The sequence below is a fragment of the Streptomyces sp. NBC_00287 genome (genome assembly GCF_036173105.1).
Classification (GTDB): domain Bacteria; phylum Actinomycetota; class Actinomycetes; order Streptomycetales; family Streptomycetaceae; genus Streptomyces.
Genome location: NZ_CP108053.1, coordinates 5971573 through 5984041 on the forward strand (window position 1 = coordinate 5971573; position 12469 = coordinate 5984041).

8 protein-coding genes are annotated in these 12469 nt (G+C 71.5%); 2 read left to right on the forward strand and 6 right to left on the reverse strand.

The features are described 5' to 3' along the window. From OHT76_RS27365 to OHT76_RS27390, 6 genes are all read right to left on the reverse strand, one after another. Nucleotides 1–981, reverse strand: a complete 981-nt coding sequence (locus tag OHT76_RS27365; RefSeq protein WP_328873505.1) for a hypothetical protein — start codon at nt 979–981, stop codon at nt 1–3. Continuing rightward, nucleotides 978–2279, reverse strand: a complete 1302-nt coding sequence (locus OHT76_RS27370; RefSeq protein ID WP_328873506.1) for a CHAT domain-containing protein — start codon at nt 2277–2279, stop codon at nt 978–980. Before OHT76_RS27370 ends, OHT76_RS27365 begins: the two co-directional genes overlap by 4 nt. A gap of 6 nt (nt 2280–2285) precedes the next feature. Beyond that, entirely contained in the window at nt 2286–5018 is a 2733-nt protein-coding gene (locus OHT76_RS27375) for a tetratricopeptide repeat protein (RefSeq protein ID WP_328873507.1), read from the reverse strand. Between the two features lie 75 nt (nt 5019–5093). Then, complete coding sequence (locus OHT76_RS27380; RefSeq protein WP_328873508.1) at nt 5094–8288, reverse strand: tetratricopeptide repeat protein; 3195 nt, start codon at nt 8286–8288, stop codon at nt 5094–5096. A 126-nt stretch (nt 8289–8414) separates the two neighbouring features. Continuing rightward, complete coding sequence (locus OHT76_RS27385; RefSeq protein WP_328873509.1) at nt 8415–9419, reverse strand: ketopantoate reductase family protein; 1005 nt, start codon at nt 9417–9419, stop codon at nt 8415–8417. A gap of 38 nt (nt 9420–9457) precedes the next feature. Further along, nucleotides 9458–9889 (reverse strand): hypothetical protein, encoded by a 432-nt coding sequence (locus tag OHT76_RS27390; protein WP_328873510.1) that lies wholly within the window; start codon nt 9887–9889, stop codon nt 9458–9460. A gap of 33 nt (nt 9890–9922) precedes the next feature. Here OHT76_RS27390 and OHT76_RS27395 point away from each other — a divergent pair, with 33 nt between their 5' ends. Both OHT76_RS27395 and OHT76_RS27400 read left to right on the forward strand, forming a co-directional pair. Further along, complete coding sequence (locus OHT76_RS27395) at nt 9923–10297, forward strand: hypothetical protein (RefSeq protein ID WP_328873511.1); 375 nt, start codon at nt 9923–9925, stop codon at nt 10295–10297. A gap of 70 nt (nt 10298–10367) precedes the next feature. After that, entirely contained in the window at nt 10368–12395 is a 2028-nt protein-coding gene (locus tag OHT76_RS27400) for a thioredoxin domain-containing protein (RefSeq protein ID WP_328873512.1), read from the forward strand. The last annotated feature ends 74 nt before the right edge of the window (nt 12396–12469 follow it).

The window sequence follows — 12469 nt, forward strand, 5'->3', positions numbered from 1 at the left end:
TCACCGCGCGTGGTCGGCCAGTGACAGCAGCAGGTGCGCCGACTCCGGCCGGACATGGTCGGAGTGGGCGCCCGACCAGCCGCGCCGGTGGACGAACACGTCCGAGGCGTCGACGCTGACGAACCGGTGGTCGAGGGCGTCGTGCGGATACGGCTCGCCCGTGCCCCGCATCCGGATGCCGGAGACCGGTGCGGGCGCGGTCCCGATGCCCGCGTGGCCGACCCCCGCCCGTTTCTCTGCGCGCACATGCCAGAAACCGGTGGCGAGGTCGGCTTGCGCGTAGGTCGCCACGACCGGACCGTGCAGCGGGGCCTCGTCGAGCGCGGTGAACAGGGTCTCGAAGGCGTCGCGCGGCGCCGCCATCTGGAACAGCAGCAGCGAGTCCGCGGTGAACGGCCGGTTCGGCGGCCGGGGCATGCTCCAGCCCAGGGTGGCCGGCCCCTCGGCCGCCCACTGCACCGCCTCGCACAGCACCCGGCACCCGAAGGAATGCCCGACCAGGTGCAGATACTGCCCCTCGCGCGTGGCGAGCACCTCGGGCGCGGCCGGATCACCGCGCCGGACGTCCAGATACCCCAGCAGCCGCCCGATGACCCGGCCCGCGTGCCCGTCCGTACTCAGCGCGTGCGCCCGATCGCGCATCTTGCGGTACTCACCCATCCCGCGCCGCTTCCCCGAGGGCCAGCACAGCAGCACGGTCCACGGCCGCCACTCGGGCAACCGGGGATAGAGCGCCTGCTCGCGCGCGTACTGCTCGGCGGCGCAGGCCAGCAGACCGTCGGCCATCGCGCGGGCGTCCTCGGGCGGGGTGCGCCAGCCGTGCGCGTACACGACCAGGTCGGTGGCCCAGTCGGGCGGTGTCAGTTCCTCCGCGAGGTGGTCGGCCAGTCGGTCGGCGGGTACCGGCTCGAGCCCGTCGGTGGTCTCCTCCAGCAGCCTGCCGTCCGGGCCGAGGTGGACCGTGCGGATCTCGCTCCTCATACGGCGATTTCCTGTTCGGCGGCGCGTTCCAGGCGTGTGTCCATGCCGTGGTGGAGGGCGTAGGCGAAGCCCAGGGGGTTGTGCAGGGCGTCGGCGAAGTAGCGGGCCACGGCGTGGGCGATGCCGCCCGCGGTCTCGGTGCCGTGCAGATAGCGGGTCAGGAACTCCAGCGCATACTCGGCTGCGAAGGCCTGCGGCATCTCGATCTGCGGCCCCAGCACACCCCGCGCGCCCGCGTCGATCAGCGCGAGGCTCAGGAACTTGTGGTCGCCGCCGCCCTCGGGCACCCCGGCGTGACAGGCGTTCAGGACGACGAACGGCTGGAACGGCGTCTCGTTGCCGAAGTGGCGCCGCCGGTCCCGTACCGTCTGGGCGTCGATGGTCTTGTTGTCGGACAGTTTGAGCGCGAGCGAGGCGGGCTGGGAGCCGTTGGGGATGAAGTGGCCGTGGCACCAGAAGTACATCAACTGCTCGCTGAGCTCGGCCTGTTCCAGCGCCCTGACCAGTTCGCCGTGGGTCGTGCGCTCCACGAACCGGGTGTTCTTGGCGAGCGCGGCGGCGACCTCCGGGGCCCGGGTACGGCCCTTGCGGTCGACACGGGTGTCGTGGTTGAGGCTGACGACCGGGACCTCGGGGGCGTCGCGCAGGCCGACCAGCCAGGGGTAGGCGCCGCCGGTCTGCTCGATCTGGTGGCGGTGGCCGAGGAAGCGGCGGAACAGTGAAGCCAGGCTCCCATCGGATGGGAGCTGTCCTGGCAGGTGCTTCTGTTCCAGGCACACCATCGGCCACGGCACATGCAGATCCGAGTCGAAACGGACCCGCAGCCCCTCGCTCCGGCCGAGGGTCTCCGTGAGATAGCCGCGGAAGCGTTCGACGCGTTCGTCGGATCCGCCGAGCAGGGTGCCGTAGAGCAACTCCGAGCCGCACAGGGCGAGTTCTCTGACGATGCCCTCCAACTCCTCGGTGGGACGGGCGCGCAGGTCCACCAGTGAGGCGTACGGGGTCTCGGGCTCTCCGTCCTCGTCCACCGGCTGGTGATCGACGAAGTGCTCCTTCCACTGCCGGCACAGCCGGGCCGCCGCCGTCCGTACGTCGGCCGGGCGCACCGCAAGGTCCACGCGGTGCTCGGTGCCGTACAGCGAGGGCACGGCGGAGCCGTACAGGCGCGCCCTGATGCGGTCCTCGCTCAGGCTGTCCAGGCTTACGGTGACGTCGGGGCCGCGGGTCAGGCGGTCGGGCAGGGTGGTGAAGCCGCGGCTCGGGTCCTGTACGACGTGCACATGGAGTTCGGTGGGCATGGCGGGCTACCGTCCGCGGGGAGTGACGGCGTGCGGTGCGGCGTGGTTGCCCGGCCGGCCGTTGTCGAGGATGTCGAGCTCTGTTTCCACCTGTTGCAGGACCGTCCCGGTGCGTTCGAGGGCGATGGTGAACCGGATGCGGTGCGTTCCGGTGCGGTGCGGGGTGAAGTCGAACTCGGCGCCGTGGGCCTCCCGTTCGGAGGGCCGCAGCAGCGCGGAGGCGGGTTCGACCGAGGCGCGGGTCAGGGGGAGGGCGGTGGCGGTGAGCCACGGCACGTCCCGGGCCGCCCAGGGGTGGCCCTGCTCCGGTGCGACTCGTAAGAGGAGGCGGGCGGTCGTTCCGGTGGACGGCGACTCGTCGAGGAGGGTGAGCCGGACGCGGCAGCGGGGGCCGCCCGGGCCGGGGAGATCCATGAAGTCGGAGGCCGTCGCGACGGTGACCACGGTGTCGCGGGCGAAGAACGGGATGGGGCGACCGTTCAGGGGCCCGCCGTCGTCGCAGAACGCCTCGATGTCCAGCAGCAGTTGATCGCGGTCTGGCAGGTGGGGAGGCAGGAGGGTGATGAGGGTGGTGCGGTCCGGATGCGTCGGCGGGTTGCTCTGTACGGCGCGCACCGCCGCCACCCAGGCGACGCCGCGCACGTTGGACAGCGCCCGGAACTCGGACTCCGCGGTGTTCAGCAGGAGCTGTACGGCCTCCGGAGCGGTGTGGCGTGCCGCGAGTTCCAGGCCCGTCCATGCGGTTCCGATCGTGCAGCCGGTTTCCAGGAACTGCTCGTGGACCAGCTCCCACTGCTCCTGCTCGTCGCGGGGATCCAAGGAACCGAGCAATGCGAGCCGGTGACGTGTCCAGGCCGAGCCGAGCGCGTCCTGGCACCTGACGAAATGGACGTCGGCCCTGCCCAACATGGCGGGCGTGGGACCCATGGTGCCCGCCGCGGCGGTGACGAGCGCCAGATACAGCTCGGTCCAGCCCATGCCACGAGGGTCGTCGGCCTTCGCGTGCGCTGCCAGTGTCTTCCGCGCACCCGGGTCGGCGCGGAGTGATCCGGGGAGCCGGATACGTTCCGTCGCCACCCAGTTCTGCCCCCGCTGGTCGCCGACGGAACGCAGCGTCTCCTCGGCCTGCCCGAGCAGGCCCTCGGCCTCCCTGGCCGAGCCGCGCAACAGGTAGGTGCGGGCGAGGTGCAGCAGCGCCCAGCCCTCGCCGCGGCGACAGCCGAACCTGCGGTGCAGTTCGACGGCGGCCCGCAGTACCACTTCGGCGCCATGCGCATCGCCCTGGTCGCACAGCACGGCCCCGTGGACGAGCGCGTGCCAGGCCGCGTGGACGTCGTCCCGCTCGGGCAGCCGGCCGTCCAGTAAGTCCAGGGCAGCGCCCAGTCGGCCGGACTCGTGCTCGATGGCGGCGCGTTCATGGACGGCGTGCGCGCTGTCGTCGCCGTCGAGCAGCTTCCGGGCGTGCTCCGGCATGCCCAGGCCAAGCGCGAGCGTGGCCAGCGCCCGGGATACGGAGGGGATCAGACTTTGCCACCGGCGGTGGAGCCACACCAGTCGGTGGGCGTCCCCGAGTACGGCGAGGAGGGTGGCCAGTGCCGCGATCGGTTCCCGTCCCTGCCACTGGCGCTCGTCGTTGGCGACAAGGTCTATGAACTCATCGACATACCTGGCGAGTTCGGGGGGAGCGAGCGGACCGTCGGGCAACTGAGCCTGGTCCCGGCCGTCCAGGAGACTCGCCGAGTAGAGAAGAGTGCATCCTGCATCCTCGGCCAACTGCCGACTGACCGGGGAGACCAGATGAGCGCGGTCCCGCACCGCGTCGGCCACCGGTGCCGGAAGGAGGAACTCACCCTCCTCCTCGTTCCACGGCTGCACCAACTGCCATTTCACCAGCCGGTCAACCATCTCACCCGCATCAGGCGGTGCCGTGAGCAGTTGGAGCACAGCCTGAACCGTGAGCACGGTGAAGGGGGCGGGGGACTCTCGCTGCGCGAGAAGTTCCAGCACCTGGTACTCGTCGGGTGTGCACAAGTTCAGGACGAGATCGATCAGATCGTCCGGCTCTTCCACGACCTCACTGAGCACCTCGCGTGGCTCCTGCTTCACCAGCGCGCCCGCGATGCGTGCGAGGTACGGCAGCCCATGTGCCGCTGCCGTCAGCTCGGCCAGAGGTTCCGCCGAGTCCGTCATGGCGAAAGTCGCGGCGACCACCAAGGCGTCCACGTTCTCCAGCGGCAGCACCCTGTACAGACGTACTTTCTTGGTCCAGCCGGAAGCCTGGCGCGTCGTGAGGATCACCGTCAGCCGTGAGCAGTCCCGTAATACGGCGAGCAAGGGACGAGCGTCGGACGGATGCACGTCGTCGAGCACCAGGACATGAGCACCGACATAGTTGACGCACTGGTCCCGCAGTTCACGGCTGAACCCCCGGCTGCCCTTCAACGCCGCCCGCACGATGGGGACACGGGGCGCCTCGCACTCGGCGAGCAGTTGGAGCAGGATGCGATCGATGTCCACGGTTCGGCCGGGCGTGATCCAGTGCACCGTGGCGTCCAGCTTCCGGGCAACCTCCGCGGCCAGAGCCGACTTGCCGACGCCGGCCGGTCCGTGCAGGACGAGCGGCTCCAGACGCTCCCGCCTCCCGGACAGCAGGAGCAGCAGATCGCGGACTTCCCGTTCCCGCCCGGCGAACCCGCCCGGATCCGGCGGTCCCGTCGGCTCGCGCAGGTCACGTACCACCGGACCACCCCCCGAACTCGCACATGCCACCACGTTCCCAGCCCCGGCCCCCGCCCGCCAGCGAAACGCGATTCATCACCGCCCCGCAGTCACCACCGCCACCCCCATGACCTCCCGGGCATGCCGGCTCGGCACCATCCTCAACCGCCAGGCCTGCCAGCCCGCCTCCAGATTCACGCCCCGTTCCAGCAGCAGCTGATACGCCCCGACGTACTCCGCCAACTTCTCGTCCCGCACCGCGTGACCACCCCGTGCCAACTGCGCCAGCTCCTCCTGGGCCACTGCCGTACCGACCTCCACGCCACCCGGTGCCGCGTACGGCAGCAGCGTGCAGCGCAGGAAGTGGGCCCAGTCCTCGCCCCGGCGATCGCCGTAGGACGTGAAGAGGCCCACCGCCTCGTCGCAGAGGGACAGGGCCTGCTGGGTGCGGGAGTTGCCCGCCTCCACCACCGCCAGCTCCAGGCAGGTCCATGCCTCGCCGTGTGCGACACCGATGCGCTGGAAGTCGGCCCTCGCGTCCACCAGGAGCTGACGGGCGAAGCCCGAGTTCCTGAGCGAACCCGTCTGAGCCGCGCGCAGGTCCCGCGTCGCCCGCGCCGAGTGGTGACGGGCGCAGGCCAGGCCGTAGACGTCACGCATACGGGAGAACATCGTGCGGGAGCGTTCCAGTTCGCGTACCGCCTGGTCCAAGTTGCCTGTTTCCTCCAGGGCTTGGCCCAGGTAGTAGATCGTCCAGGCCTCTCCTCGCGCGTCCTCGTTGTCGCGGTGCCGGGACGCCGCCTGGCGCAGGCCGTCCACCGCCGGTGACGGGTCGCCGGCGACCAGGCGGGCGCGGGCCAGTTGGGTCAGGGCCCAGGCCTCGCCGCGTGCGTCGCGCGTACGGCCGTACAGGTCAAGGGCGGTGCGCAGTTCCCGTTCCGCCCGGGGGACGTCGCCCATCCGCAGGCCCAGCTGGCCCAGTTGGAAGTGGGCCCAGGCCTCGCCGTGCACCGACTCGCCCGCCCGGTGCAGTTCCAGGGAGCGGGTCAAGAGGTCCAGGGCCTCGGAGAGGTGGGCCCGGTCGCGTTCCACTGCCGCCAGCGCGTGCATCGTCCACGCCCGGTCCGTGGCCAGTTGCGGGGGTGCCTGCAGGTCCAGTGCCTCCCGCAGCTTCTTCGCCGCCTCCGTCAGCTGGCCCTGGTGGTGCAGGGTGATGCCCAGGGAGCACAGGGCCCGGGCCGCGCCCGCGTCGTGGTGGGCCTCCATGTACAGGTCCACCACCGAGGCCAGCGTCGTTCTCGCCTTGTCCAGTTCGCCGAGCTGCCGTGCCGCGATGCCCGTGCGCCACTGCACCGAGCGCAGCAGCAGGCCCTGGTCCACCGCCTGGGCCAGTTCGCTGATCTCGCCCAGGCGGTACAGGTCGCCGCGCAGCAGGCAGTAGTCGCACAGCGCGCCCAGCAGTTCCAGTACCGCCGCCTGGTTCACGCCCTCCGCGTGCCGCAGCGCCGAGGTGATGAAGCTCGACTCGTCGTCCAGCCAGCGCAGGGCCTCGTCCAGGGAGGTGAAGCCATGGGGGCTGAAGCGGTCGGAGCGGGTGGACATGTTGCCGTCGACCAGGCGCAGGACCGAGTCGGCGAGGTCGGCGTAGTTGACGATCAGCCGTTCCTGCGCCGAGGTGCGCTCGGCCGGCTCCTCCTCGTCGAGGAGACGGGCGTGGGCGAAGGCGCGGACCAGGTCGTGCAGGCGGTAGCGGCTGCCGCGGACATGGTCGATCAGGCCCGCTTCGGAAAGGGCGACCAGATGGCGGGTGGCCTCCGCCTCGTCCGTCGCCAGCAGCGCTGCGGCCGCCGCCGCGCCCAGCGAGGCCCGTCCGGCCAGCGCCAGCCGGCGCAGCAGACGCCGGGCCGGTTCCGACTGGTCGGTGTAGCGCAGCCACAGCACGCGCTCCACCGGTTCCACGGGGCCGTACGCGCCCAGGTCGGTGGCCAGGCGGCGCGGGGAGCGCGGGCCGAGCGAGGAACCGGCGATGCGCAGCGCCAGGGGGAGTCCGCCGCACAACTGGCGGATACGGTCGGCGGATTCCGCGTCGTACGGACCGGTCGCGTCCTGCGCCACCGCCGTCAGCAGCTCCTCCGCGCCCGCCGCCTCCAAGGGCTCCACCCGCAGTTCGTGCACCCAGGCGCGCAGGTCCCCGGGCGGGTCCAGGGGTTCGCGGGCCGTCACCAGGACCAGGCTGTCGGAGCGCTCGGGCAGCAGGGTGCGCACCTGCTCCGGGTCCGAGGCGTCGTCGAGGACGATCGTGACCGGCAGCCCGGTCAGATGCTGGTGGTACAGCTCGCTGAGCCGCTTGACCTGCTGGTCGGGGGAGGAGCGCTCACGGAACAGCAGTTGCTCGCGGGGTGCGCCCAGACGGTTCAGCAGATGCAGCAGGGCGTCCCGGGTGGACAGCGGCGGCTCCTCCGCCGTATCGCCGCGCAGATCGACCACGCACGCGCCGCGGAACTGGTCCCGCAGATCGTGCGCGGCCCGCACCGCCAAGGCCGTACGACCGCTGCCGGGCGCCCCGTGCAGCACGACCACCGTCGGACGGGTCTCGGTGCTCGCCCGCGCCGCCTGCACCCACTGCCGGATCCGCCCCAGCTCCTGGCGTCGGCCTGCGAACGGCTCCTCCGGCTCGGGCAGTTGACCGAAGGACTGCTCCAGCACGCTCCGCCCCCGGGCGGCCGCGCTCTTGTCGGTGCCGCGCAACTGCGGGTTCGCCCCAGTCGACGCGCTCAGCACCCGCTGCTGATCGAGGAAGGGCCGGATCCCGCGTACCTCCAGCGCGGTCAGCCACTGCAGCCGCAGCTGCTCGGGACCGCCGGGCTGCCCGACCGCCCCCGCCCGATGGTGCGCGGCCGGCAGATGCACGCCGGCCACCTTCACCACCGTCGCCGCGGCGCCCACGACACCCACGGTCACGCCCGCGCCCACCGCGGTCCCCGTACCGGTGCCGAGGGCCAGGTCGGCGACGACCGCCGCGAGGCCCGCCACCCCCGCCACCAGCAGCGGAGTCCCCCCGCCCTCCCGGGCGTAACGCTGCCCGAAGGTGAGCCGACCGGCCTCCGTCTCGTCCAGCGCGCGGGTGTACGCCTCGTACTCCTCGGCCGCCGACTGCGCCATGGCATCCAGCGCGCCGCGCGCCCGGGACAGCAGCACACCCCCGTCGGTGCGCCCGCCCGAGCGCCGTACCTCTTCCTCCACGGCCCGAGCCAACAGCCGCTCGGCCTCCGTCCGATGGCTGTCCCGCATGTCAGGTCCCCCTCCGGCGGCAACTGCGTTCTTGGTCAAGTGTCCTGCGGATGGGACGCCGTGGGGAGGGGGCCGGGAGATCGGCGGTCGCGCGGAGGCGGTGCGCTGCCGCATCGACGTCAAGAGTCACTCAGTGATGCCCTCGGCTATGCGCCTGCTCAGCTCCTCGGCCGTCAGGCCGCCCGGCTCCCGCTGCCGGCGCACGCTCTCCCGGGCGGCGTGCTGCAGGGTCGCGTTGACCGGGGTGGGCACGCCGTGCTCGCGGCCGAGCAGCACTATCTCCCCGTTGAGGTAGTCCGTCTCGATCGATCCCGTGCCTCGCGCCAGGCTCTGCCACGACGAGCCGCGGGCGCGTTCGCCGGCGATCGGCTGGAGGTCGACCGTCCCGCTGCGCAGCTCGGTGATCTCGGCCTCGCCGGCGTAGGCGATGCCCGCGGCGTCGAGGACGGCGGCACCCTCCGCCTTCGCCCGGGCGACCAGGTCCTGTGCGGTGGCGTCCGAGGCGGAGCCGCACACGGCCTCGACCACGTTGGCGAGGTTGCCGAGGAGCTTGCCGTACTTCCAGCGCATCACGTCCGACGCCACCGGAGCCAGGAAGCAGGCCTTCTCCAGGTCGTCCGCGATCCGCCGGGCGGTGTCGTCTGTGCCCGTCGCGTACCGGCCGATGACCAGGGCGCCGGTGTACGGGCCACAGGGTGCGACGACCTCGCCCGGGTTCAGGTGGCTGCTGGGCAGGATGACGCACATGCCGTACACCTCGCGGAAGCGGCGCAGCGCCAGGCGCTCGTTCTCCACGCCGTTCTGGGCGCACACCAGGGGTATGCGTTCGCCTGCCGTGCCGCCGCCCGCCACCGGCCGCGCGGCCCAAGTGTCCAGGGCGGCCACGCTGTCCTGGGTCTTGACGGCGAGCACGAGCACGTCGTCGGCGCGCAGTTCGACGTCCTCGGGCCGTGCCACCACGGGCACGTCGAGGGTGAGCGTGCCGGTGGGGACCGTGAACCGCAGCCCGTTGTCGCGCAGCGCCTCGAAGTGTGCGCCGCGGGCGACCAGGACGACGGACTGGCCGCTTTCGTGCAGCCGCCCCCCGATCGAACCGCCGATTGCTCCGGACCCGATGATGATGTAGCGCATTCCGCTCCCTGGCTCTCCGCTTCAGGTGCCGTACGAGGTCAGTCGAGGGACGCGTGGTCGCCCTCGCCGTGGCGTCCGGTCCAGCGCACCCCCGCGGCGTACCACTCGGCGAGATCCTGTGCGCGGCGCTCGACCTCCTGGTCGTCGGCACCCGTCAGGACGTAACCCGCCACGTACATACCGGACTTCTCGCCCCCTTGGTACGCCGTGGCCACCGTACCCCGCAGTCGTTCTTCCACCACGAAGGGTGGAGGAACCTCGGGCAGGGCCGCGAGTGTGCCCCGCTCGGGATAGAAGACGACCCAGCCCGCGCTCTGTCCGGGCTCGACGCCGTGCACCCCGGCATCGGTCAGGTCTTCTGGGGTGACCTGGGCCCGGAACCATTGCTCGTCGAGGTCGAAGCCGGTGGCGGCGCGGATGGCGGGGGCGGTCAGCGCGCCGCCGGTCCTGCTGCCGATCTCGCACAGCACGAGGCGGTCGTCGGGCGTGTGGAAGACCTCCAGGTGGAAGCTGGTGCACTCGGGGGTGGGCAGTGCGTCGAGGACCTCACCTTGATGTTCTGTTCGTTCACCCGCCGCCCCAAGATTCTCCGGCTGTACGGCACCGCTCGCTGCGTCTTCCCCGATGCACCCGAATGGGAGGCCCTGATCGGCCGGTTCGGCATACATCCGATCCCGCGCTCCATCATGGTCGTCTCGCTCACCCGCATTACCGACTCGTGCGGATTCACGGTGCCGGAGATGGACCTCGTCCGCGAGCGCGACCTCCAGGACCAGTGGGGCATGCGCAAGTCGGACCAGGAACTGGAGGACTACATGCGGCAGAAGAACTCGGCCGGCATCGACGGCCTGCCGGCCCGCCCGCACCAGGAGCAGTAGGGGTGCAAGCACGGCGGAGGGCTTGCGGGTCAAGCCGTCTGGGCCGTGTTGGTGTGGGAGGCTGGATCGTATGAACCGGTTGGCTGGTGTGACCTCGCCTTATCTGCTTCAGCATGCTGGCAATCCCGTCGATTGGTGGCCCTGGACGCCGGAGGCTTTCGAGGAAGCGCGACGGCGCGATACACCCGTGCTGTTGTCAGTTGGTTACTCTGCGTGCCATTGGTGCCATGTCATGGCTCACGAGTCCTTCGAGGACCAGGAGACCGCCGACTACCTGAACGAGCACTTCGTCAGCGTCAAGGTCGACCGCGAGGAACGCCCCGACGTGGACGCCGTCTACATGGAGGCCGTCCAGGCGGCCACCGGCCAGGGCGGCTGGCCCATGACCGTCTTCCTCACCCCCGACGCCGAGCCCTTCTACTTCGGCACCTACTTCCCGCCCGCCCCCCGCCAGGGCATGCCGTCCTTCCGCCAGGTCCTGGAGGGCGTCCACCAGGCCTGGACCGGCCGCCGGGACGAGGTCTCCGAGGTCGCCGGGAAGATCGTCCGCGACCTCTCCGGGCGGGAGATCTCCTACGGCGACTCCCAGGCGCCCGGCGAGGAGGAGCTCGCGCGGGCGCTGCTCGGGCTGACCCGGGAGTACGACGCGCAGCGCGGCGGATTCGGGGGAGCGCCGAAGTTCCCGCCGTCCATGGTCGTCGAGTTCCTGCTGCGCCACCATGCGCGGACCGGGGCCGAGGGGGCGCTCCAGATGGCCGCCGACACCTGTGAGCGGATGGCGCGGGGAGGCATCTACGACCAGCTCGGCGGCGGCTTCGCCCGGTACTCCGTGGACCGGGAGTGGACCGTGCCGCACTTCGAGAAGATGCTGTACGACAACGCTCTGCTGTGCCGGGTGTACGCCCACCTCTGGCGCTCCACCGGCTCCGAGCTCGCCCGGCGCGTCGCCCTGGAGACCGCCGACTTCATGGTCCGCGAACTCCGCACCAACGAGGGCGGGTTCGCCTCCGCGCTCGACGCCGACAGCGACGACGGCACCGGCAAGCATGTCGAGGGTGCTTACTACGTCTGGACCCCGCAGCAGCTCCGTGAGGTCCTGGGCGACGATGCCGAACTCGCCGCCCAGTACTTCGGCGTGACCGAAGAGGGCACCTTCGAGGAGGGCTCCTCCGTCCTCCAACTTCCGCAGCACGAGGGCGTGTTCGACGCCGAGAAGATCAAATCCGTCAAGGGCCGGCTGCTCGACGCCCGCTCCCGGCGCCCCGCCCCCGGCCGGGACGACAAGGTCGTCGCCGCCTGGAACGGGCTCGCCATCGCCGCGCTCGCCGAGACCGGCGCCTACTTCGACCGCCCCGACCTCGTCGAGGCCGCCGTTGCCGCCGCCGATCTCCTCGTACGGCTGCATCTGGACGAGCACGCCCAGATCTTCCGTACCAGCAAGGACGGCCATGTCGGCGCGAACGCGGGCGTGTTGGAGGACTACGCCGATGTCGCCGAGGGGTTCCTCGCGCTGGCGTCCGTCACCGGTGAGGGCGTCTGGCTGGAGTTCGCCGGGTTCCTGCTCGACCATGTCCTCGCCCGCTTCGTCGACGAGGAGTCGGGCGCCCTGTACGACACGGCCGTGGACGCCGAGCGGCTCATTCGCCGCCCGCAGGACCCGACCGACAACGCCGCCCCCTCCGGCTGGACGGCTGCCGCGAACGCCCTGCTGAGTTACGCCGCCCAGACCGGCGCCGAGCCCCATCGGACCGCCGCGGAGCGGGCGCTCGGTGTGGTGAAGGCGCTCGGGCCGCGTGTGCCCCGGTTCATCGGCTGGGGGCTTGCCGCCGCCGAGGCACGGCTCGACGGGCCGCGCGAGGTCGCGGTCGTCGGACCCTCGCTGGACGATCCGGCCACCCGGGCCCTGCACCGGACGGCATTGCTGGGTACCGCGCCCGGTGCAGTGGTCGCCGTCGGCACTCCGGAGAGTGACGAGCTGCCGCTGCTCGTGGGGCGGCCGCTGGTCGGTGGTGAACCGGCCGCGTACGTCTGCCGTAACTTCACCTGTGACGCCCCGACGACCGACCCGGAGCGACTGCGCGCGGCGCTGAGCGGCTGAGCCGCTGAGAGCAACGGTCGGGGGCGGTCTCCGCGCTGCCCAAATTGGGCATGTGTTCGGTTAGATCCCGCTAC

Excerpts from the sequence above, each read along its gene's own strand:
- OHT76_RS27385 (WP_328873509.1), bottom strand. The coding sequence starts at position 9,419 with ATGCGCTACATCATCATCGGGTCCGGAGCAATCGGCGGTTCGATCGGG.
- OHT76_RS27400 (WP_328873512.1), top strand. The coding sequence starts at position 10,368 with ATGAACCGGTTGGCTGGTGTGACCTCGCCTTATCTGCTTCAGCATGCT.
- OHT76_RS27365 (WP_328873505.1), bottom strand. The coding sequence starts at position 981 with ATGAGGAGCGAGATCCGCACGGTCCACCTCGGCCCGGACGGCAGGCTG.
- OHT76_RS27380 (WP_328873508.1), bottom strand. The coding sequence starts at position 8,288 with ATGCGGGACAGCCATCGGACGGAGGCCGAGCGGCTGTTGGCTCGGGCC.
- OHT76_RS27370 (WP_328873506.1), bottom strand. The coding sequence starts at position 2,279 with ATGCCCACCGAACTCCATGTGCACGTCGTACAGGACCCGAGCCGCGGC.